Genomic DNA, 21,597 nt, shown 5'->3' with positions numbered 1-21,597 from the left:
CTTCCGCAACTCAGCGGAAAGCTGTGTACCAGCCTAGGTGCAGTCTGATCAATTTGGAGTCAGTGATGACCAGCAGTAACCTGATACAACAATTGCAAGAACGGGGCCTGATCGCCCAGGTGACGGATGAAGACGCGTTAGTCGAGAAACTGGCGCAAGGGCCAATTTCGCTCTATTGTGGCTTTGACCCCACTGCTGACAGCTTGCACTTGGGCCATCTGGTACCGCTGCTCTGCCTGAAACGTTTTCAGGACGCCGGACACAGGCCGGTGGCGCTGGTGGGCGGCGCAACCGGTCTGATTGGCGATCCCAGTTTTAAAGCGGCAGAGCGTAAGCTCAACACCAGCGAAACCGTCGGTGAATGGGTCGAAAAAATCCGTAAACAGGTTGCGCCATTCCTGGATTTTGACTGTGGGGCGAACAGTGCGATTGCGGCCAACAACTATGACTGGTTTGGCAATATGAACGTGCTGACCTTCCTGCGTGACATTGGTAAACACTTCTCGGTTAACCAGATGATCAACAAGGAAGCGGTCAAACAGCGTCTGAACCGTGACGACCAGGGGATCTCGTTTACCGAATTCTCCTACAACCTGTTGCAGGGCTATGATTTTGCCTGCCTGAACGAACTGCACGGCGTAACGCTGCAGATCGGCGGCTCGGACCAGTGGGGCAACATCACTTCCGGTATCGATCTGACACGTCGTCTGCATCAGAACCAGGTGTTTGGTCTGACCGTTCCTCTGATCACCAAATCGGACGGCACCAAGTTCGGTAAGACCGAAGGCGGCGCGGTCTGGCTGGATGCTAAGAAAACCAGCCCGTACAAGTTCTACCAGTTCTGGATCAACACCGCCGATGCGGATGTTTACCGTTTCCTGAAATTCTTCACGTTCCTGAGCATTGAAGAGATTACTGCCCTGGAAGAAGAAGATAAAAACAGCGGAACCGCGCCGCGTGCACAGTATGTACTGGCCGAGCAGGTTACGCGCCTGGTTCATGGCGAAGAGGGTCTGGCAGCCGCGAAACGCATCACGGAAAGTCTGTTCTCCGGTGCGCTCAGTGACATGACCGAGGCCGATTTCGAACAGCTGGCGCAGGACGGCATGCCCACCATTACGCTGTCTGCTGAGGACGATCTGCAGCAGGCACTGGTTAAAGCGGAGCTGGTACCGTCACGCGGCCAGGCGCGCACCATGATTGGCTCAAATGCCGTATCGCTGAACGGTGAGAAGCAGTCGGATGCGGAATACCGCTTCCGCGACAGCGACAAGCTGTTTAACCGCTTCACGTTATTACGCCGCGGTAAAAAACATTACTGCCTGATCAACTGGCAGTAGCTTTTCAGGGCCGGTTTCCGGCCCTTTTTTATGGCAAGGCACGACAGGGTAAAAAAGTGAAAAACGTTTTAGCAATTCAGTCGCACGTGGTGTTTGGTTATGCAGGCAATGCGGCGGCAGAGTTCCCGATGCGCCGTATGGGCGTGAACGTCTGGCCGCTGAATACCGTGCAGTTTTCCAATCATACGCAGTATGGGCACTGGACCGGCACCGTCATGCCGGCGTCGCATCTCACCGACATTGTCAAAGGCATCGCCGATATCGACCGCCTGAAAACCTGTGATGCGGTGTTAAGCGGCTATCTGGGATCGGCCGAACAGGGCGAAAAGATTCTGGACATCGTGCATCAGGTAAAAGCCGCCAACCCCGATGCCTGGTATTTTTGCGATCCGGTCATGGGGCATCCGGAAAAGGGCTGCATTGTGGCACCGGGCGTGGCGGAGTTTCACTGCAAAATGGCGCTACCGGCCAGCGATATCATCGCGCCAAATCTGCTGGAGCTGGAAATGCTCAGCGAACGCACGGTAACCAGTGTCGAATCCGCCGTTGAGGCTGCCCGCCTGCTGATCACGCAGGGGCCAAAAGTGGTGCTGATTAAGCATCTGGCACGGGCAGGACGCCGCAGCGATCGCTTTGAAATGCTGCTGGTCACCGCCGACGAAGCCTGGCACATTAGCCGTCCGCTGGTGGACTTTGGCGTTCGCCAGCCTGTAGGCGTGGGCGATTTAACCAGCGGCTTATTGCTGGTCGATCTGCTGCACGGACAGTCGCTGCAGGCGGCGCTGGAGCACGTCACGGCCGCCGTCTATGAAGTGATGCTGAAAACGCATGAGATGGGGGAATATGAGCTGCAGTTGGTTGCTGCGCAGGACGCTATCGCCCGACCAACGCACTATTTTCCGGCAGAGAAGCTGTAAAAAAAGGGCCGGTAACGGCCCTGATCGCGTCAGATAAGGCCTTCCGCTTTTAGCGCGGCCTGAACCGATGGCCGTTCTTCAACGCGCGCAAACCACTGTTGCAGGTGGCTCAACGCGCTGACATCCAGGTTCAGCGCTTTCGCCCAGCGCGTCACCACATACAGATAAGCATCCGCGACGCTGAAATGCACGCCCATCAGCCAGGGCTTGTCCTGCAGTTCACCGTTTACCCAGGCAAATTTTGCCTCCAGCTGACGGCGCACCAGCGCTTTGTACTCGTCGGGCGCATCGTTGCGGAACAGCGGTGAAAAACTCTTATGTAACTCACTGCTGATGTAGCCGAGCCACTCAATGGTGTGATAACGCGTCAGGCTGCCGACGGGGGCCAGAAGATGACGATCGGGCTTGAGATCGGCCAGGTACTGCACAATCGCCGCGCCTTCGGTCAGGACATTACCCTCACTTAGTTGCAGCGCCGGTACCTGACCCTTGGGGTTGATTTGACGAAAATCATCCCCCCGCTCGGTGAGCTTGGTTTGCAGGTCAACATTTACCTGAGTGAAATCCAGACCACATTCACGCAGAACAATATGGGGTGAAAGAGAACAGGCACCAGCTTTACAAAACAGTTTCATCATGAAGCCACCATGTTGCGAGTCGTGTTTGCATAGTAATCCCCTGTGGCAGAATTACCAGTTATTAGCATGAGTAATCTACCAGGAACCGATCGGCGACAAAAACAAAAAAACCGGGCAAGGCCCGGTTTTTGCTGCGTGTCAACATCGCACTCAGGCTTTTTCCGCTTCGGTCGTCTGCGTCATACGGTTCAGCAGCGGGGCCGTCACCAGCATCAGCACAGCGATGACGGCGGTGGCAATCCCGATCTGCTGGAACACTTTGCCGTACGTGACCAGCGAAATCAGCGGATCGGTAACGTTTTCAGGCACCGCCATCAGGTTGGCCACTTTACCGGCAATGACGGCAGCACCCGCGGTGGTCAGGAACCATGAGCCCATGATAAAGCCCATCAGGCGCTGTGGAACCAGCTGTGCCACCATCGCCAGGCCCAGTCCCGAAATCATCAGTTCGCCGATACTTTGCAGGCCATAGCTGAGAATGAGCCAGTTCAGGGACACGATACCGGCATCGCTGGCAAATTTCGCGCCGACAGGCAATACCAGGAACGCGGCAGAACACAGCACCATGCCGATAGCGAACTTGTGCGGCATCGGCAGCTTGTCGCCCAGCTTGTTATACACGGCTGCCAGAATGGGGCTGGCCAGCATAATCCAGAACGGGTTCAGCGCCTGGAACTGCTCTGGCGCAAAGGTAATGCCAAAAAGGGTGTGCTCAACGTTACGAATCGCAAAGAAGTTCAGCGACGTAGGCATCTGCATGTAAAGCACGAAGAAGACGATGGCTTCGACCATCAGCAGGAAAGCGACAATCATACGGCGACGTGCCGCGCCCTTCAGTGCGAAGGCTTCTTTGGCAAAGATCACCATAATGCCCAGCGCAATCAGGCCCAGCAGAATACGGGCAATGGCCTGATGGTGCAGCATCCAGTTAGCCAGGGCGATCAACACCACAATACCTGCCAGCGTCATCAGCAATTTGCCGAACTGGAGTGGGGCAAAGTCCGGTTTGGAACCAAAGTCTTTCACCAGGCGCTTACAGAACAGGAAGTTAAGCAGCGTGATGACCAGGCCGATCACCGACAGCGAAAACGCCACGTTATAGCCATATTTTTCGGCTAACCACGGCGTCAGCATCATTGAGAACAGTGAGCCGATGTTGATGGACATGTAGAACATGGTAAAGGCGCCATCAATGCGCGGATCGTCTTTCTCATAGCAGGTGGAAAGCAGGGAAGAGGGGTTCGCTTTAAACAAGCCGCTGCCCACCGCAATAGTCGCCATACCGATATAGACGACGCTGACATTATGACCGGAGAAGGCGACAAGCGCGTAGCCGATGGCCAGCACCAGTACACCCAGCACGATAACGCGTTTGGTGCCCAGCACTTTATCGCCCAGCCAGCCGCCGATAGCGACCAGACCATAAACCAGTGCGCTAAAGGACGAGAACAGGGTAATGGAGTCGGACTCCGACATGCCCAGCTGTCGAACCAGATAGACGGCCATAATGGCCTGCAGGCCGTAGTAGCCAAAACGTTCCCATAATTCGATTGAAAAGATCAGGTAAAACGCTTTGGGCTGTTTAAAAGCATTAAGGCTGACGGCCTCGTCGGTGTGTTTGTTTGCAGTTGACACTTGTACCTCTGTTATTTCATATCCTGCGTCGTGACAGGCATTCCGTCCGCGCCATGTGATCACACCATGGGCCAGATTTTTATTAGATGGGAAAAACGGCGACTAATTTGGCTGAATAAAGGCGGCAGGGCAAGCGTTTTCTACCTTCTGCCAGACAGGGTCAATATGGTGTTAAAACCTAAATAAATATTACTGATTGAAATTTTGTCATGTTTTCAGGTTTTTTATTGGTTCAAAATACCTGCGTGGAGCTTTTCAGATCGTCAATAATGACATTAACCACTAAACGGCGGTTGCGTAGAGCTTTGCTTTGGAAAGTGATCTTTCATCAGAATAAAGCGCCGGAAATGCGGCTTTTGACGTCGTTTTGCTGAAATAATCTGCATATTATGACGCAAAACGACCTCGGGTGCGCAATAAAGTTGATTAAACTCACATTATTCGCTGTTATTTCAGCAGAAGAAAAATGGTTTCATCAGGAAATAATGCGTCCGGCCCTTAATTAAAAGGCGTAAAAAACCAGCAAAAATGCGCTCACCTGCTCGACAGCGCACGCGCACTCACGTAGCCTCTTTATTTCCTAAAAAGGATGTTGCTATGTCGTTATCTTTACGTCTCGCCTTAGTGGGTGACTACCGCCCGGACGCTGTTTCGCATCAATCCATTCCCCTGGCGCTGGCGCGCGCCGCGGCGCACCTTGCCATCCCGATTGAGCCTGACTGGATTCCCACCCCGGATTTAGATGATCTGTCCGCCGTTACGCAGCATGATGCCGTCTGGCTGGTGCCCGGCAGCCCCTATAAAAACGATGACGGCGTGTTTAGCATGCTGCGTTGGGTACGGGAAAACGGTAAGCCCTTTCTCGGCTCCTGTGGCGGGTTTCAGTATGCGGTTATCGACTATGCCCGCCACGTATTGGGCTGGGAAGATGCCAGTCATGCTGAAACCAGCGAAACCGGTCGGATGGTGATTGCGCCGCTAAGCTGCTCACTGGTCGAACAGCGAGGGGAGGTCACGTTTGCACCCGGCTCGCGTATGGCCAGCGCCTACGGTGCGCTGACCAGCGATGAAGGTTATCATTGCAATTTTGGCGTGAACCCGGCTTTCAGTGCGGCGCTGCAGGGTAAAAACATGCGGATCACGTCCTGGGATCTGAACGGCGATGTGCGCGGCATTGAACTGACCGATCATCCTTTCTATGTCGCCACCTTATTCCAGTCCGAACGGGCGGCATTACAGGATAAGGATTCACCGCTGGTGATGGCCTGGATGCAGGCGGCGCTGGCGCAGCGTCAGCGCTGAACAGTAAAACAGCCTGTGACCGGTCACAGGCTGTTATCCGGGCTTATTCGACCTTATCGGGATATTCACACAGGTCTTCAATCAGGCAGGACCCGCAACGCGGTTTGCGCGCCACGCAGGTGTAACGACCGTGCAGAATCAGCCAGTGATGGCAGTCGACTTTAAACGCCTTCGGCACGACTTTTAACAGTTTCTCTTCGACCTGCTCGACGTTCTTACCCGGCGCAAAATTCGTCCGGTTGCAGACGCGGAAAATGTGCGTATCCACCGCAATCGTCGGCCAGCCAAAAGCCGTATTCAGCACCACGTTAGCCGTTTTACGGCCGACGCCAGGTAAGGCTTCGAGCGCGGCGCGATCTTCAGGCACCTGACCGCCGTGCTGGTCCAGTAAAATACGGCAGGTCTTAATCACGTTCTCGGCTTTACTGTTGAACAGGCCGATCGTTTTGATGTACTCCTTCACGCCGTCCACGCCCAGCGCCAGCATCGCAGCAGGTGTATTCGCCACCGGGTACAGCTTTGCAGTAGCCTTGTTAACGCTCACGTCCGTCGCCTGAGCCGACAGCAGAACCGCAATCAGCAGTTCAAACGGCGAGGTGAACTGCAGCTCGGTCGTAGGGTGAGGGTTGGCCTGCTGCAGACGACTGAGAATCTCAATGCGTTTCGTCTGGTTCACACGGCTTTTCCCGTGTTGCCCTGCGGCGTATCAAGCGCCGCGTCTTCTGCGCGACGCGCTGCGCGCTGCTTCATTTTCTGATCGATCACATATTTCCCCGCCAGCATCATGCCCAGACCGATAAAGGCACCCGGCGGGAGCATTGCCAGCAGCATTGGCGAGTTAAAATGAATCACGTCAATCCGCAACACTTTAGCCCAGGGACCCAGTAACTGATCCGCACCGTTAAACAATGTGCCGCTGCCGATGATTTCACGGATCGAACCCAGTACCACCATTGCGCAGGTGGCGCCCATACCGATAGCAAAGCCATCCAGTGCGGCAAGGGGAATACTGCTTTTCGAGGCCACGGCTTCAGCCCGGCCCACTACGATGCAGTTGGTCACGATCAGCGGAATAAAAATACCGAGTGACTGATACAGACCGTAGGCGTAAGCGTTAATCAGCATCTGCACGCAGCTTACGACAGAGGCGATGATCATCACGTAGATAGGAATACGGATCTCAGAAGGCACCCAACGACGCGAGGCCGAAATAAAACTGTTTGTCAGGGTCAGCACCAGCGTCGTGGCAAGCCCCAGCCCCAGAGCATTGGTGGCCGTAGCGGTCACCGCCAGCAAAGGGCACAGGCCCAGCAGTTGCACCAGCGCCGAGTTATTTTTCCACAGCCCGCCGACCAGCAGGTTTTTCGCTTCACTCATTGGCGTCTCCACATTCGGGTAACGAAGAGAGTTTCCCTTTCAGGGATTCAATTAACAATGCCGTACGTTTGGTGGCATTCACGACGGCGCGCGGGGTAATGGTGGCACCGGTAAACTGGTCGAATTCGCCGCCATCTTTTTTGACGGCAAACGCTTTGTCATTCGGCCCGGTTACCACTTTGCCATTAAAACTGTTGATCCAGTCAGAAATCCGTAACTCGATTTTGTCCCCCAGGCCCGGCGTTTCATGGTGCTCAATCACCCGCACGCCGAGTACCTTACCGTGAAAATCCGCGCCGACCAGCATCTGAATCGCGCCAGAATAGCCATCCGGGGCGGTGGTTTCCAGGGCGGCGGCCACAGGTTCGTTGCCTTTTCGCGCCAGATAAAGATGATGAGGACTGGCATTACCCAGCGCCGCATCAGTGACAACGTAACATTCCTGCTGAATGTGGTTATCGTACATATCGGTCGGCACCACCTGATCCAGCAGATTTTTTTGCTGTAACTGCGTCTGGTGCTCAACGGTGGGTTTGGTCACGGTATTTACAACAGCAGTAACGCCGGTGGTGATCGCGGCAAAGAGAGCCAGGGTCACGCCATTCTTGCGTATGGTGTCCAGCATCATTTAATCCTTTTGATGACCGTAAACGCGCGGCTGCGTGTAATAGTCAATCAGCGGTACGCATATATTAGCCAGCAGAACGGCAAAAGCAACGCCGTCCGGGTAACCGCCAAAACTCCGAATGAGCCACACCAGCAGACCAATCAGGGCACCATAAATCAGACGACCACGGTCAGTGGTGGAAGCGGTAACCGGATCGGTGGCGATAAAAAATGCGCCCAGCATCGTCGCCCCGGAAAACAGATGAATCAGCGGACTGTTCAGCGAGGCGGGAGCCAGTAACCAACCGAGCGTGGCGCAGACGGTCAGCGACAGCAACATCGCGGCTGGAATATGCCAGCGAATGGTGTTTTTCCACAGCAGGAATACCCCGCCAAGCAGATAACCCACGTTAACCCATTGCCAGCCCAGACCGGCCAGAACGCCGCTGTAAATGGGCTGGGCTAACAGTTGCTCTGCACTGTGGCCTGCGCGCAAGCCGGTTTTGAAGGTATCCAGCGGTGTAGCCTGGCTGACACCGTCTACGCCCAACTGCAGTTGCTGTAACGTATCGCCCGCCAGGGTATGACCCGTAAAGATCATGCTCAGCGAGTCCAGCACGCCGGGTTTAATCACCTGTAAGGCTTCTGGCGGCATCCAGCTGGTCATCTGAACCGGAAATGAGATCAGAAGAACGACATAGCCGACCATGGCCGGGTTGAAGGGGTTTTGTCCCAGGCCACCGTACAACTGTTTGGCAATAACAATCGCAAATACCGTACCGACCACCACTAACCACCAGGGGGCCAGAGACGGGATGCTGATCCCCAGCAGAATTGCCGTCAGCAGGGCGGAGTTGTCGGCCAGCTGAGGGGCGACCGGTGTGTTACGCAGGCGCAGGATAGCCGCTTCTGTCAGCAACGCTGTCAGCGAGGCCAACACAACCTGCAATAAGGTTCCCACGCCAAAAAAGTAGCACTGCGCGGCAAAACCAGGCAGCGCCGCCAGGATAACCAGCATCATGATGTTACCGGTACTGCGGCGGTTATGAGTATAAGGTGAACTTGCGATACGGAACGCCATTTAATCCTCAGGTGTCAATGTCGATTGCGCTTTACGCGCTTTGGCACGGGCGACAGCCGCCGCAATCGCGGCTTTACGCGCATCGGCGGGGTGATCGAGTTCAGGTGCCTCTTCGGCTTCGGCATTGGCATGATTAGCCTGCTCCTGCGCCCTCTCTGCCTGCTCAACGTCCCTGTGCGCTTCGGCCGCCGCGACAGCCGCCTCACGGGACGCGTCTTCTGCCTGCGCCTGTGCGGCAGCGCGCTTTTTCGCTTTGGCACGTTCAATGGCGGCGGCCACCGCAGCTTTACGTGGATCTTCAGATGCGGTGTCGGCAGCCTCAGCGTCAGCCGCCGCCTGGGCTGCTTTCTTCGCTTTGGCACGTTCAATGGCAGCGGCCACCGCAGCTTTGCGCGGATCTTCGGATGCGGTGTCGGCAGCCTCAGCGTCAGCCGCCTGGGCGGCTTTCTTCGCTTTGGCTCGTTCGACGGCAGCGGCTACCGCAGCTTTGCGCGGATCGTCGGATGCGGTGTCGGCAGCCTCAGCGTCAGCCGCCTGGGCGGCTTTCTTCGCTTTGGCTCGTTCGACGGCAGCGGCTACCGCGGCTTTGCGCGGATCTTCGGATGCGGTGTCGGCCGTCTTAGCGTCAGCCGCCTGGGCGGCTTTCTTCGCTTTGGCACGTTCGACGGCAGCGGTCACCGCGGCTTTACGCGGATCTTCAGATGCGGTGTCGGTAGCCTCAGCCGCCGTCTGGGCGGCTTTCTTCGCTTTGGCACGTTCGACGGCAGCGGCCACCGCGGCTTTGCGCGGAACTTCGGATGCGGTGTCGGCCGTCTCAGCGTCAGCCGCCGCCTGGGCGGCTTTCTTCGCTTTGGCACGTTCGATGGCGGCGGTCACCGCGGCTTTGCGTGGATCCGCCACCGCCGTTTCAGTCGTGTCCGCACTGTCAGGCGTCACCGGTTTCTTCGCTCTGGCACGCGCAATCGCCGCTTCAACCGCAGCCTTGCGTGGATCGGTCGTCTGACGACTCAGCGCCTGGGTTTCCGCCCGTGCCTCAGCCTGCCGTAACCGGGCCTGCGCATGACGTGCCTCGGCAGCGGCATCTTCATTCTCAGCAGATTGTTTCGCTCTGGCGCGGGCTTTTGCCGCAGCCAGTTCTCCGCTTTCGCTGCGGGCTACGCGCTGTTTGGCTTCAGCATGACGTGCTTCACGCGCCTGCTTTTCCCGCTCCAGTCGTGCCTGGCGTGCCTCAAAACGCGCTTTCGCTTCCAGCGTGCGTTTGGCTTCCAGGTCGATGGCGCGCAGCTCAGCTTTTTCCTGACGATAGTACTGCACCAGCGGAATGTTACTCGGGCAGACGTAGGCGCACGCACCACATTCAATGCAGTCATCAATGTGATGGGCACGGGCTTTATCGTGATCGCCCCCCTGGCTATACCAGTACAGCTGCTGTGGCAGCAGGTTGGCCGGACAGGCGTCAGCACAGGCAGAGCAACGAATGCAGGACTGTTCCTGTTGCGTGTTGCCCATCTCAGTGCCGGACGGGGCCAGAATACAGTTGGTGATCTTCACGACCGGCACATCCAGCGACGGCAGGGTAAAGCCCATCAGCGGGCCGCCCATAATGACCATTTGTCCTGGTGAAGGGTGAAAACCGACCTGGTGCAACAGGTGGCTGATTGGCGTCCCTAAGCGGCTCCACACGTTCCGGGGTTGCGCGATGGCTTCACCGGTGAGTGTCACCACGCGCTCGGTGATCGGTTCGCCATTGATAATGGCGCGCTTCACGGCCCATGCCGTACCGACGTTTTGCATCAGCACGCCAATATCCGTAGAGCGACCACCATGCGGCACTTCCATGCCGGTGAGTATTTTGGTCAGCTGCTTAGCGCCGCCGGACGGATATTTCGTCGGGATAACGCGGATCTGTAAATCCCGCTCACCACCCAACGCCTGCTTCAGGGCGGCGATAGCCTCGGGTTTGTTATCTTCGATACCAATCAGCACGCGCTCCGCCTGAAGCACCCAGGCCAGAATGCGGCATCCTTCCAGCACCTCGGCGGCGCAGTCCTGCATCAGACGATCGTCAGCGGTGATGTAAGGTTCGCACTCAGCCGCGTTAATGATCAGCGTGTTGACGCCCTGCAGGCCGCCTTTCAGTTTGGTGGCCGTCGGGAAGCCCGCGCCGCCCAGACCGGCGATGCCGGCATCATGTATGCGTTTAAGAATGGCGCTGCGTTCATGCTGACGGTAGTCCGGAAGCGGGGAGAGCGGCATCCAGCGATCGTCACCGTCAGGCGTCAGAAAAATACACAGCTCTGACAGGCCAGACGGGTGCGCTGTCATGTGCTGAGCGATAGCGTCAATGACGCCCGAGGTGGGCGCATGTACAGGCAGCATTCTGCCCTGTCCAAACGTAAGCGGCTGGCCGCGCAGCACCTTATCGCCAGGGGAAACGCAAATTTCGCCTTCGTGGCCAATATGTTGCTTCAGGGGAATGATAAACCGGTGCGGCAGCGGCAATTCAGCGAGCGGCGTGCCGTTGGACTGGGTTTTCATTTCAGGCGGATGAATCCCGCCCTGAAAATCCCAGATCTTCTCTTTTTTAAAGAAATTAAGCAGATTAAGCATGACTCTCTACCGGGATCACCCGAACAGGAATGGTATTCAGATCCCACTTCCAGTTGGCCGTGGTGGTGGCAACCGGACGCATTTCAATGCAGTCGGTAGGACAGGGGGCAACACACAGATCGCAGCCGGTGCAGACATCGCTCAGCACGGTATGCATGGCGCGCGTGGCACCGACGATGGCATCAACCGGGCAGGCCTGAATGCACTTTGTGCAGCCAATACAGTTTTCTTCGTCAATCCACGCGACGGTACGCACGGGCGCTTTGGCCTCGTCATCGCCATCGATCGGTTGTGGCTCAACATTGAGCAGGGCGGCCAGTTTAAGCATGGTCTGCTCACCACCGGGCGCGCATTTGTTAATGGCTTCGCCATTGTTGCCCACGGCGTCAGCATAGGGGCGACAGCCGGGGTAACCACACTGACCGCACTGGCTCTGCGGCAGCACGGCGTCAATCTGCTCAACAATGGGATCTTCTTCGACTTCAAAGCGGCGTGACGCGTAACCCAGCAGGGCACCAAAGACCAGGCTCAGGGCGCTCAGTACCGCCACCGCTATCCAAATTGCACTCATCAGAATTTCACCAGACCTGTAAAGCCCATAAAGGCCAGTGCCATCAGCCCCGCGGTGATCAACGCAATAGAATTCCCTTTGAAGGGGGCCGGGACATTCGCCAGAACCAGACGCTCACGCATCCCGGCAAATAACACCATCACCAGCGAGAAGCCCAGCGAGGCGCTGAATCCATACAGCGCCGCCTGAAGAAAGGTGTGATTGAGGTTAACGCTCAACAGGGGGACGCCCAGTACCGCACAGTTTGTCGTGATCAACGGCAGGAAAATACCCAGCAGGCGATACAGCGATGGGCTGGTTTTGCGCACCACCATTTCGGTGAACTGAACGACAACCGCGATCACCAGGATATAAGCCATGGTCCGCAGATACACTAAGTCCAGCGGAACCAGAATGAGGTGATTCACCAGCCACGCGCAAATGGAGGCCAGCGTAATCACAAACGTGGTGGCGAGGCCCATGCCAATGGCCGTTTCCAGCTTTTTGGAAACGCCCATAAACGGGCAAAGGCCGAGAAACTTCACCAACACGAAGTTGTTCACCAGCACTGTGCCAACAAAAAGGAGAAGATAATCGGTCATTTTTTCGCCTGAATACCAGAAAGCGGCTTATTATCATTGATAAAGCGCTGCATCACAACTCCATCGCATTATTGTCAGCCGCCAACCGCACTCAGAATTAAACTCTTGACGAAAACAGCAGCGTTATCGCTGAGTAAATGTCGCTTTTACCCGCGCGGAACGTTTGAAATAGGGAACAAAAACGGCGGCGGCGGCCAGTGAGAGTAGCAAAGTCTGCAACGCGCGTGCATCAGACACCGGCGTAAAGGCAAAGGTTTTCAGCGCCAGCAAAACGGTGATCAGCAACCACACGATATAGTGACGCGGCAGACGGTGCGAACGTTTAAAGAACATCCACACAACCCACATGCTGTAAGCCCACAATGCGGTGGCGGTCAATAATGAAATGGCCCAATAGCCCGTCACCAGCGAACGGTGGTTAAACAAGGTTTCGCGCCATTGCGCATCAAACAGTGGCGTCAGATACATGGCCATCACCAGCGCGGTGGTCAGCAGCGTCATCAGCAACCATGCCAGTGGCAGTAAAAGCCAGCCGCCAATACGTGGGGCTGTCATCGGGGTCGTCATTGCGGTTCATCCTGTTTCAACGTCGTCAGCGGGTCAGAATAGCATGTTAAGACAGACGCAAACCAACAGTGAAAACAGGAGGGCGGGAACAGGGGAGATGCGCGGGATTACACCACGTAGCGCCAGACTGACTTTGGTATGCAGCCCAGGTCGAACAAGCGGCCACCCGATGCGAGTTCAGCACGACGATGGTCGGCTGCCCGGTACATATTGATAATGTCTTTGTCGTCCGACAGCGAATAATTCAGATGGTCATACAGTTTTTCAAGACTTTCAAGGTTATTCACTTTGCGAAATTTTAACAGGTAATCGTGCGCAGTCATTTTTGTCATAACGAATCAATAAGAAAGAAGGCCAAGTATAGGGAGCCGCTTAACGCTGTCCAGTTCCGCGGATGAAAAAAAGCAAAAATCAGACAAACGTGGGGCATAGCTCGCTAAAGGTGAATTTTATCAGGTTTTGAATAGTCGCCATAATCCTGTCGCTGTAAAGCGGTGCATCCAGACCCAACCTAAAAGAATCATTTCTGAGTCACAAGTCACTTTTTATCTGCTTTTATGTACGAATCGATTGTGTATAACTGCGATTCAGGGCCGGATAACAACATAACCAGGATAAACCTCAGGCCAGTGCGGTCAGCGGAATCGTTTCATGCCGGAGACAGGGGATTTCTGTGTGTGCTGGAAATCACAAAACAGACTTTTCCCGGGGCTGAAAACGGGATGGCTCATTCTGTACGCCTGGCTGTAATCGTTTTCAGCAGTGTCACACTTAAGCGATTCTGTTTATTACATTTATTTAACGTAAGTTGAAAAAAGACACAGGCGTTTTGTCCATAAGCCCGCGCTGAGAGCATTCCGTCAATCAACGTAACCCCTTTAAATCGCTCAGTTTTGTGAGGCGTGTCGCCCTAATCTGCCCTTTTTTACGTCAGGCTACACAGGCACTTTACCCTGTACAGCAAACGCCCTTCAGAGGAAGAAAAACTATGTGGAAACGTTTACTCCTGACGACAATGGTCAGCGCCGCATTAAGTGGCTCAGTGTTAGCGGCGGAAATGACAGTGGGATTCTCACAGGTAGGCTCAGAATCCGGCTGGCGTTCGGCTGAAACCAATGTCGCAAAAAGCGAAGCCAAAAAACGCGGCATTAATTTAAAGATCGCCGATGGTCAACAGAAACAAGAGAATCAGATTAAAGCCGTGCGCTCCTTTATCGCGCAGGGCGTGGACGCCATCTTTATTGCGCCTGTTGTGCAGACGGGCTGGGAGCCGGTATTAGAAGAAGCCAAAGATGCCAAAATCCCGGTATACCTGCTGGACCGCGCCATCGTCGTAAAAGATAACTCGCTGTATCAGGCCGTTGTCACCGCCGATAACGTTCTGGAAGGCAAGCTGATTGGTGACTGGCTGGTAAAAACCGTCGGCGATAAAAAATGTAATGTCGTAGAGCTGCAAGGCACGGTCGGCGCGAGCGTCGCCATCGATCGTAAAAAAGGCTTTGCTGAAGCGATCAGTGGCCACCCGAATATTAAAGTGATTCGCTCTCAGTCTGGCGACTTTACCCGCAGTAAAGGGAAAGAAGTCATGGAAAGTTTCATCAAGGCCGAGAACAACGGCAAAAATATTTGCATGGTTTATGCCCATAACGACGATATGGCCATCGGGGCCATTCAGGCGATCAAAGAAGCCGGTCTGAAACCGGGCAAAGATATTCTGACCGGATCGATCGATGGTGTGCCGGACATCTACAAAGCGATGCTGGCCGGGGAAGCCAACGCTAACGTCGAGCTGACGCCAGATATGGCCGGCCCGGCCTTTGACGCGCTGGAAAAATTCAAAAAAGACGGCACCCTGCCACCCAAAATTATCAGAACCGAATCAAAACTCTTTTTACCTGCTGACGCGCAGGCCGAGTTAGACAAGAAAAAGAACATGGGTTACTAAGCCGCAGGCCGCCCTTCGGGGCGGTCTTCTTTGATGTAGGGCGGAGTTGACAGCATGACGACACACAATGAATCACCTCTTTTAGCCATCAACGGCGTCAGTAAAGGTTTTCCCGGCGTGAAAGCGCTGGACGATGTCTCTTTCAGCCTGCGCAAAGGCGAAATCATGGCGCTGTTAGGTGAGAACGGCGCAGGCAAATCAACCCTGATCAAAGTGCTGACCGGCGTGTACACCCGCGACAGCGGCACGGTTACGTTAAACGGTCAGGCCATTTCGCCGCGTAGTACTGCTGAAGCACAGAAAATCGGTATCGGCACGGTCTACCAGGAAGTGAATATGCTGCCGAATATGTCGGTGGCCGATAATCTGTACATTGGGCGCGAGCCGCGTCGGTTCGGCATGATTGATCGTAAGCGCATGGTGCGCGAGGCGGATGCCCTGATGCGCAAATACGGTTTTGCACTGGATGTCACGCGGCCGCTTGGTCATTACTCCGTCGCGATGCAGCAGATTATTGCGATCTGCCGGGCGGTGGATCTCTCCGCCCAGGTATTAATCCTCGATGAACCCACCGCCAGTCTGGATGCCAGCGAAGTGGAAATGCTGTTCACCCTGATGACAGAGTTAAAACATCGCGGGATGAGCCTGATCTTCGTCACCCATTTTCTGGACCAGGTTTACCGCATTACCGATCGCATTACCGTTCTGCGCAACGGCAAATTTATTGCCACGCACGACACCGCTACGCTGCCGCAAATTGAGCTGGTCAAACTGATGATTGGCCGGGAACTGATGGCGACCGCGCTGCAGCGTCAGGGCAGTACGCTGAAGAGCAACCAGCCGGTCGTGTCATTCGAAGATTATGGTAAGAAGGGCACGATCGAACCCTTCACGCTTCAGGTCCGGCCGGGTGAAGTGGTCGGGCTGGCAGGCTTGCTGGGCTCGGGGCGGACCGAAACCGCAGAGGTGCTGTTTGGCATTCGCCGCGCCGATCGCGGCACGGCAAAAATCAAGGGCAGGGTTGAACCGATCCGTACCCCCGCGCAGGCTTCCCGTCTGGGGATGGGCTTTTGTCCGGAAGACCGAAAAACGGACGGAATTATCGGGGCGGCTTCTGTCCGCGAGAACATCATTCTGGCGTTACAGGCGCAGCGCGGCTGGCTGCGCCCGATCAAGAAACGCGAGCAGCAGGCGATTGCCGAGCGTTTTATTAAAAGTCTGGGCATTCGCACACCGCACGCGGAGCAGCCCGTCGAGCTGTTGTCGGGCGGAAACCAGCAAAAGGTGCTGTTGTCTCGCTGGCTGGTGACAAAACCGCAGTTCCTGATTCTGGATGAACCCACGCGCGGCATTGACGTGGGCGCACATGCCGAAATTATCCGCTTAATTGAATCGTTATGTGCCGATGGGCTGGCGCTACTGGTCATTTCCTCGGAGCTGGAAGAACTGGTGGGCTATGCCGATCGCGTCATCATTATGCGCGATCTGAAACAGGTAGCAGAAATCCCCCTCGAGGCGCTTTCTGTGGCGGCAATCGTTAACGCCATTGCTGATGGAGGTACGCAGCATGCTTGAATCACCGGTTACCCCGACCCGGGCGACACGTCGCACGTTCAGGCTGCCGCCAGGCATGCCGCAACTTATCGCGCTGTTGCTGGTGCTGTTGGTCGACAGCCTGGTTGCCACGAATTTCTTCGCCATCCATTTACAGGATGGCCGGCTGTTTGGCAGCCCGATTGATATCCTCAACCGGGCTGCGCCGGTAGCCTTACTGGCCGTCGGCATGACCTTAGTGATTGCCACAGGCGGGATCGATTTATCGGTCGGCGCCGTTATGGCGATTGCCGGCGCGACGGCGGCCACGCTGACCGTGGCGGGCCACAGCGTGCCGTTTATTATTCTGGTCACGGTGGCCAGCGGGCTGGCCTGCGGGCTGTGGAACGGCATTCTGGTTGCGTTGTTACGCATACAGCCATTTGTGGCGACCCTGATTTTGATGGTGGCCGGGCGCGGCATCGCCCAGTTAATTACGCAGGGACAGATCGTGACGTTTAACAACGACAGCCTGGGCTGGTTCGGCAACGGCGCACTCTGGCTGTTGCCGGTGCCGGTCTGGATCACGATTGCGGTCGCGCTGCTGGTCTGGCTGCTGGTGCGTAAAACGGCCCTTGGGTTGTTTATCGAAGCCGTCGGGATCAACCTGCGCGCTGCGCGTAATGCGGGCGTGAATGGCTGGCTGGTCGTGATGTCCACCTATGCCATCAGCGGAATCTGCGCAGCGGTGGCGGGGCTGATTGTGGCGGCCGATATTCGCGGGGCCGATGCGAACAACGCGGGGCTGTGGCTGGAGCTGGACGCCATTCTGGCGGTGGTGATTGGCGGTGCCTCGCTGATGGGCGGGCGATTTAACATTCTGCTGTCGCTGATAGGGGCACTGATTATTCAGGCGATGAATACCGGTATTTTACTGTCGGGCTTTCCGCCGGAACTTAATCAGGTGGTGAAGGCGGTGGTGGTGATGTGTGTACTGCTGCTGCAATCCCCGCGCTTTATTGCGATGTTTAAACGGAGACGTGCATCATGATTAAACGTCATCTGCCTTTAATGATTACGCTGCTGGTGTTTGTACTCGGCTATCTGTTTTGCCTGAGCCAGTTTCCCGGTTTTGCCTCGACGCGGGTCATCTGTAATATTCTGACGGATAACGCGTTTCTGGGCATTATCGCGGTGGGCATGACCTTTGTGATTCTGTCGGGCGGCATCGATCTGTCTGTGGGAGCCGTCATCGCGTTTTCTGGCGTCTTCCTGGCCAAAGTCATCGGCGATTATCACCTTAATCCGCTGGTGGCCTTTGCCCTGGTCCTCTGCATGGGGGCGCTGTTTGGTGCGATGATGGGCTGGCTAATCGACGCACTCAAAATCCCTGCGTTTATTATTACGCTGGCGGGCATGTTTTTCCTGCGTGGATGCAGCTATCTGGTCTCCGAAAACTCCATTCCGATTGATCATCCGCTGTACGCCACGCTTTCCGGCCTGGCCTGGAAAGTGCCGGGCGGCGGGCGGCTCAGTTTGTTGGCGTTGATCATGTTGCTGGTGGTTGTAGGCGGGATGATTCTGGCGCACCGCACCCGGTTCGGTAATCAGGTGTACGCCATCGGGGGCAATATGACTTCCGCGCAGCTGATGGGCGTTTCAACCCGCGCCACGACCATCAAAATCTATATGTTGTCGACCACGTTAGCCTCGCTGGCGGGTATTGTGTTTTCCATCTACACCTCTGCGGGTTATGCGCTGGCCGGGCTGGGCGTTGAGCTGGATGCCATCGCCTCTGTCGTCATCGGGGGAACCCTGCTGTCCGGTGGTGTGGGTACGCTTCTCGGCACGTTATTTGGCGTCCTGATTCAGGGGCTGATTCAGACCTGGATTAACTTCGACGGCACGCTCAGTTCCTGGTGGACCAAAATCGCCATTGGCATCCTGCTGTTTGCCTTTATCGCCCTGCAACGGTTACTCACCGTAATGTGGGACAGGCAGCAGAATGCACCGGTGAAGCGGCTGAGTTGACGTCAGGCAGGTGCATGAGAAAGCGGCGCTGCGGCGCCGCTTTTGTCGGTGTCGGGCAGGGAAGACGGACGCGACGAACCTGCGGCAACCTTATCGTCATCTCAGGCGCGAGCATCAACGATGAGGACTCGGGCGCAGGGGGAATAAGCCCGCACGGCCGCCGGGCTCTGTCTTTGAAACCGCCGCGCCGGTACTCGACGCGGTAAGGTTATTAAAAGCTCGTCCAGCCGTCGTCGGCATTGTCCGCCTTCGTGGTAACCGCCTTCGTCTGGCGTGAAGACATGACCGTGGGCGCGACACCGGCCGTCGCCACCGTGGTCGCCGGAGAACCCAGGCTGAACACGGAAACGGCCTGTAACAGCATGTCGGCCTGTTCTTTCAGACTGGATGCGGCAGACGCGGATTCTTCCACCAGTGACGCATTCTGCTGTGTGGTGCTGTCCATTTCCGTCACGGCGGTGCCCACTTGCTCAATGCCACGCGCCTGTTCGGCACTGGCAGTGGTAATCTCTTCTACCGTATCTGTCAGTTTGCCCACAGCAGACAGAATGCCTGACATGGTTTCAGACGCGTGAACGACCAGTTCATTTCCCTGGCCTACGCTTTGGGCGTTTGCCGCGATCAGCTGGCGAATTTCACCGGCTGCGGTGGCGCTGCGCTGTGCCAGCGATCGCACTTCACTGGCGACGACCGCAAAGCCTTTGCCGTGCTCGCCTGCACGGGCGGCTTCCACCGCGGCGTTAAGCGCAAGGATATTGGTCTGGAAAGCGATCCCGTCGATAACGGCGGTGATTTCAGCGATACGGCCGGAGCTGTCGCTGATGGATTTCATGGTGCCGGTGATCGCCTCTGTCGCGTCACTGCCTTTATTGGCCACTTCCCGCACACTGACTGCCAGTTGCCCCGCCTGACGGGCATTGTCGACGTTATTTTTGACCGTCATACCCAACTGCGTCATCGTTGCGGCGGTCTGTTCCAGCGAGCTGGCCTGTTCTTCGGTTCGTTGTGAAAGCTCTGCATTACCCTGAGCAATCTGTGTGCTGGCCGAGGCAACACTCTCCGCGTTTTTCCTGACCAGGCTGACCGTATTGATTAGCGAATCCTGCATTTCGCGGATGGCGGACAACAGTTTGCCCGTTTCATCTTTACCCGTGGTTACGACGACACCACTCAGATCGCCGTGGGACACGCGATAGGCGGCCTCAACCGCTTCTTTCAGTGGACGTGTAATACTGCGGGTGATAATCGCGGCGGATATGGCGGCCAACAGCAACGCAACAATCCCGGCAATAATGAGTATCATCAGCGCATCGGCGCGATCTTCCCCCGATTTGTCGGCCGCGTATTTCATGCGCGCTTCCTGAAACGTCTGCATCTCTTTCAGCGACGCCATGAAGTCACCCTGCGTCTGGTAACGGGGGCCAAAAAGCAGTTGCGTCGCCTCATCACTTTTTCCCTGCTGAGCCAGCGCGACAACCTCATCGATAAAAGGCAGGAACAGGGCTGAGCGGGCGTTCAGTTGGTCAAAAATCGCTTTGCCCTGAGACGTGCTGACCTGTTTGCCCATCTGCGCGATCAGCGTATCCACTTCATGACGTTCCCCACGGTAATCACTTATGGCTTTCTCTCTTTTCGTCATGTCTTTAAGAAGAATGGCATTTCGTGCCAGACGGCTCATATCAGAGGTGTAATAGCGCAACGCAGCAGACGAGGAGGATTTGCTGTAGAGCGCGCCCGAGATCTGATCATTGGCGTTGCCGAGTGAGTTAATTTTTATCACGCCGATCAGGACCATAAAAATAACCAGCAGCGCCATAAAGCCGAAGGCGGCCCCAAGCCGTATTCCAATTCTGATGTTGTTCATATGCATTCCATAGTGTCAGGCCCCGGCATGAACGAGCCCGATGGGCGAGCTGATGCGAAGATGTTTTACGTAAAAGTCGGAAGGTGATCGGTATAAAATTTTGTAAGGTTAACTATCGCCAGTCGTGGTATCGGCATTATGCGACAAAGGCTTTAGGTGAAATATTCACTTTGAGTAACATTTACTCAAGTAAATAATTTGTTAAATAAAGCACGGCTGAGTGGTTGTCTTATGGCCTCGTGCGGCGCATCGTCAGAACGAGACCGCTAAAAGCCGTGACAGGCGTAAACTGCTAGGTTCAGAAAGGGCGTAACCCGTCGGGTGAGGAAAAAACGTGTCTGTGTCGATATGGCCGCCAGACAGCAGCGGTAGTGGGCGCAAAGCGGCCGGACAGGGCGCGGACCCACACCGCAACGAAACAGACGGAAAGGCGGTTCAACGGTTGATGTCTCAGGTAACGCCCGTCCCCGTGCACAGGCCCGTTACTTGCCTATTCCCAGCTGCAGTTTCCGTTGGCAATTTCGCTCAACGGTTCTTCCCGCCACGGCCAGGGGTGCCTGAGCACCACGCGGCTGGCGAATTTGGCAATGCCGATTTCGTCGTCCAGCAGCCGCGCCATTAAATCCTGAAACCGGTAAAGGTTGGGGGCGATGATTTTCAACAGATAATCGTAGCCGCCGCTGATGTTGTAGCACTCGACAATCTCCCGATACTGACGGGCGCCGGTTTCAAACCGCAGGAAATCGGCAGGGTAATGACTCGCCAGGGTGATCTCGGAGAACACCACCAGATTGCAGCCCAGTTTATTCAGTGAAATCCGGGCGGCATAACCGGCAATAATGCCGCTCTGCTCCAGACGGCGGGTTCGCGCCAGACAGGGACTGGGGCTGAGGTTTATTGCCTCAGCCAGTTCGACAATCGAACAGCGTCCCTCGCGTTGCAGATGCTCAAGTATCCGGATATCGGTGCGGTCAGGGAGCCTGGCATGTGACATAGATG

Annotated in this window: 20 protein-coding genes; 7 read left to right on the top strand and 13 right to left on the bottom strand. The window is 55.9% G+C overall.

The annotated features are described in order from the left end of the window. Positions 1-65 precede the first annotated feature (65 nt). Both tyrS and pdxY read left to right on the top strand, forming a co-directional pair. The gene (gene tyrS / locus GC087_RS12810; RefSeq protein ID WP_110267562.1) at positions 66-1,340 is read left to right on the top strand and encodes a tyrosine--tRNA ligase; all 1,275 of its coding nucleotides are present in this window, start codon (positions 66-68) and stop codon (positions 1,338-1,340) included. A gap of 56 nt (positions 1,341-1,396) precedes the next feature. Next, entirely contained in the window at positions 1,397-2,257 is an 861-nt protein-coding gene (gene pdxY / locus GC087_RS12805) for a pyridoxal kinase PdxY (protein WP_324028471.1), read from the top strand. Positions 2,258-2,286: 29 nt separating this feature from the next. Here pdxY and gstA read toward each other — a convergent pair whose 3' ends face one another. Together gstA and dtpA are read right to left on the bottom strand one after the other, a co-directional pair. Further along, positions 2,287-2,892, bottom strand: coding sequence for a glutathione transferase GstA (gene gstA, locus GC087_RS12800; protein ID WP_172912631.1), 606 nt, complete (start codon positions 2,890-2,892; stop codon positions 2,287-2,289). A gap of 153 nt (positions 2,893-3,045) precedes the next feature. Further along, positions 3,046-4,530 carry a dipeptide/tripeptide permease DtpA gene (gene dtpA / locus GC087_RS12795; RefSeq protein WP_033741223.1) on the bottom strand — a complete coding sequence of 495 codons (1,485 nt, stop codon included), beginning with the start codon at positions 4,528-4,530 and terminating at the stop codon, positions 3,046-3,048. Positions 4,531-5,127: 597 nt separating this feature from the next. On the opposite strand from dtpA, the gene GC087_RS12790 reads away from it, so the two are divergent. After that, a complete protein-coding gene (locus tag GC087_RS12790) occupies positions 5,128-5,832 on the top strand; it encodes a CTP synthase C-terminal region-related (seleno)protein (RefSeq protein WP_039340525.1) in 705 nt (234 codons plus the stop codon). Positions 5,833-5,875: 43 nt separating this feature from the next. On the opposite strand, the gene nth is transcribed toward GC087_RS12790, so the two are convergent. From nth to ydgT, 9 genes are all read right to left on the bottom strand, one after another. Beyond that, complete coding sequence (gene nth, locus GC087_RS12785; protein ID WP_006119017.1) at positions 5,876-6,508, bottom strand: endonuclease III; 633 nt, start codon at positions 6,506-6,508, stop codon at positions 5,876-5,878. Further along, positions 6,505-7,209: an electron transport complex subunit E gene (locus GC087_RS12780; RefSeq protein ID WP_205954520.1), complete on the bottom strand. Its 705-nt coding sequence runs from the start codon at positions 7,207-7,209 to the stop codon at positions 6,505-6,507. Before GC087_RS12780 ends, nth begins: the two co-directional genes overlap by 4 nt. Continuing rightward, positions 7,202-7,834, bottom strand: coding sequence for an electron transport complex subunit RsxG (rsxG, locus tag GC087_RS12775; RefSeq protein ID WP_006119019.1), 633 nt, complete (start codon positions 7,832-7,834; stop codon positions 7,202-7,204). The genes GC087_RS12780 and rsxG overlap by 8 nt, the downstream gene beginning before the upstream one ends. 3 nt (positions 7,835-7,837) lie before the next feature. Further along, positions 7,838-8,896, bottom strand: a complete 1,059-nt coding sequence (gene rsxD / locus GC087_RS12770) for an electron transport complex subunit RsxD (RefSeq protein WP_006119020.1) — start codon at positions 8,894-8,896, stop codon at positions 7,838-7,840. Further along, on the bottom strand, positions 8,897-11,506 hold the full coding sequence (gene rsxC, locus GC087_RS12765; RefSeq protein WP_324028470.1) for an electron transport complex subunit RsxC: 2,610 nt from the start codon (positions 11,504-11,506) through the stop codon (positions 8,897-8,899). It abuts the gene before it with no gap. Then, entirely contained in the window at positions 11,499-12,077 is a 579-nt protein-coding gene (gene rsxB / locus GC087_RS12760; protein ID WP_033741239.1) for an electron transport complex subunit RsxB, read from the bottom strand. The genes rsxC and rsxB overlap by 8 nt, the downstream gene beginning before the upstream one ends. Continuing rightward, the gene (gene rsxA / locus GC087_RS12755) at positions 12,077-12,658 is read right to left on the bottom strand and encodes an electron transport complex subunit RsxA (protein WP_013025663.1); all 582 of its coding nucleotides are present in this window, start codon (positions 12,656-12,658) and stop codon (positions 12,077-12,079) included. The genes rsxB and rsxA overlap by 1 nt, the downstream gene beginning before the upstream one ends. A 123-nt stretch (positions 12,659-12,781) precedes the next feature. Then, positions 12,782-13,225, bottom strand: coding sequence for a DUF2569 domain-containing protein (locus tag GC087_RS12750; RefSeq protein WP_033741245.1), 444 nt, complete (start codon positions 13,223-13,225; stop codon positions 12,782-12,784). Positions 13,226-13,332: 107 nt separating this feature from the next. After that, positions 13,333-13,548 (bottom strand): transcription modulator YdgT, encoded by a 216-nt coding sequence (gene ydgT / locus GC087_RS12745; protein ID WP_058701988.1) that lies wholly within the window; start codon positions 13,546-13,548, stop codon positions 13,333-13,335. Positions 13,549-14,213: 665 nt separating this feature from the next. Between ydgT and ytfQ the strand changes: the two genes are divergently transcribed. Genes ytfQ through yjfF form a run of 4 tightly spaced genes read left to right on the top strand, consistent with a single transcriptional unit; the run spans position 14,214 to position 18,734 of the window. Continuing rightward, entirely contained in the window at positions 14,214-15,170 is a 957-nt protein-coding gene (gene ytfQ, locus GC087_RS12740) for a galactofuranose ABC transporter, galactofuranose-binding protein YtfQ (protein WP_033741249.1), read from the top strand. 54 nt (positions 15,171-15,224) lie between these two features. Beyond that, complete coding sequence (locus tag GC087_RS12735; protein WP_324028469.1) at positions 15,225-16,745, top strand: sugar ABC transporter ATP-binding protein; 1,521 nt, start codon at positions 15,225-15,227, stop codon at positions 16,743-16,745. Beyond that, a complete protein-coding gene (ytfT, locus tag GC087_RS12730) occupies positions 16,738-17,754 on the top strand; it encodes a galactofuranose ABC transporter, ATP-binding protein YtfT (RefSeq protein WP_033741250.1) in 1,017 nt (338 codons plus the stop codon). The genes GC087_RS12735 and ytfT overlap by 8 nt, the downstream gene beginning before the upstream one ends. After that, entirely contained in the window at positions 17,751-18,734 is a 984-nt protein-coding gene (yjfF, locus tag GC087_RS12725; RefSeq protein WP_033741251.1) for a galactofuranose ABC transporter, permease protein YjfF, read from the top strand. The genes ytfT and yjfF overlap by 4 nt, the downstream gene beginning before the upstream one ends. 211 nt (positions 18,735-18,945) lie before the next feature. Here the strand turns inward: yjfF and GC087_RS12720 are convergent, their stop codons facing one another. Then, positions 18,946-20,598, bottom strand: a complete 1,653-nt coding sequence (locus GC087_RS12720) for a methyl-accepting chemotaxis protein (RefSeq protein WP_324028468.1) — start codon at positions 20,596-20,598, stop codon at positions 18,946-18,948. A 490-nt stretch (positions 20,599-21,088) separates the two neighbouring features. Beyond that, positions 21,089-21,592 (bottom strand): Lrp/AsnC family transcriptional regulator, encoded by a 504-nt coding sequence (locus GC087_RS12715; protein WP_033741252.1) that lies wholly within the window; start codon positions 21,590-21,592, stop codon positions 21,089-21,091. Positions 21,593-21,597: the final 5 nt, after the last annotated feature.

The sequence above is a fragment of the Pantoea sp. JZ2 genome, assembly GCF_035191405.1.
Taxonomy (GTDB): Bacteria; Pseudomonadota; Gammaproteobacteria; order Enterobacterales; family Enterobacteriaceae; genus Pantoea; species Pantoea stewartii.
The sequence above is the reverse complement of the archived record's forward strand: the minus strand, read 5'-3'. Positions and strand labels throughout refer to the sequence as shown.

Bases quoted from the DNA above. Each gene is read 5' to 3' on its own strand.
- tyrS (WP_110267562.1), top strand. From the start codon at position 66: ATGACCAGCAGTAACCTGATACAACAATTGCAAGAACGGGGCCTGATC.
- gstA (WP_172912631.1), bottom strand. From the start codon at position 2,892: ATGAAACTGTTTTGTAAAGCTGGTGCCTGTTCTCTTTCACCCCATATT.
- GC087_RS12790 (WP_039340525.1), top strand. From the start codon at position 5,128: ATGTCGTTATCTTTACGTCTCGCCTTAGTGGGTGACTACCGCCCGGAC.
- GC087_RS12780 (WP_205954520.1), bottom strand. From the start codon at position 7,209: ATGAGTGAAGCGAAAAACCTGCTGGTCGGCGGGCTGTGGAAAAATAAC.
- rsxG (WP_006119019.1), bottom strand. From the start codon at position 7,834: ATGCTGGACACCATACGCAAGAATGGCGTGACCCTGGCTCTCTTTGCC.
- rsxD (WP_006119020.1), bottom strand. From the start codon at position 8,896: ATGGCGTTCCGTATCGCAAGTTCACCTTATACTCATAACCGCCGCAGT.
- rsxC (WP_324028470.1), bottom strand. From the start codon at position 11,506: ATGCTTAATCTGCTTAATTTCTTTAAAAAAGAGAAGATCTGGGATTTT.
- rsxB (WP_033741239.1), bottom strand. From the start codon at position 12,077: ATGAGTGCAATTTGGATAGCGGTGGCGGTACTGAGCGCCCTGAGCCTG.
- rsxA (WP_013025663.1), bottom strand. From the start codon at position 12,658: ATGACCGATTATCTTCTCCTTTTTGTTGGCACAGTGCTGGTGAACAAC.
- GC087_RS12750 (WP_033741245.1), bottom strand. From the start codon at position 13,225: ATGACGACCCCGATGACAGCCCCACGTATTGGCGGCTGGCTTTTACTG.
- ydgT (WP_058701988.1), bottom strand. From the start codon at position 13,548: ATGACTGCGCACGATTACCTGTTAAAATTTCGCAAAGTGAATAACCTT.
- ytfQ (WP_033741249.1), top strand. From the start codon at position 14,214: ATGTGGAAACGTTTACTCCTGACGACAATGGTCAGCGCCGCATTAAGT.
- GC087_RS12735 (WP_324028469.1), top strand. From the start codon at position 15,225: ATGACGACACACAATGAATCACCTCTTTTAGCCATCAACGGCGTCAGT.
- ytfT (WP_033741250.1), top strand. From the start codon at position 16,738: ATGCTTGAATCACCGGTTACCCCGACCCGGGCGACACGTCGCACGTTC.
- yjfF (WP_033741251.1), top strand. From the start codon at position 17,751: ATGATTAAACGTCATCTGCCTTTAATGATTACGCTGCTGGTGTTTGTA.
- GC087_RS12720 (WP_324028468.1), bottom strand. From the start codon at position 20,598: ATGAACAACATCAGAATTGGAATACGGCTTGGGGCCGCCTTCGGCTTT.
- GC087_RS12715 (WP_033741252.1), bottom strand. From the start codon at position 21,592: ATGTCACATGCCAGGCTCCCTGACCGCACCGATATCCGGATACTTGAG.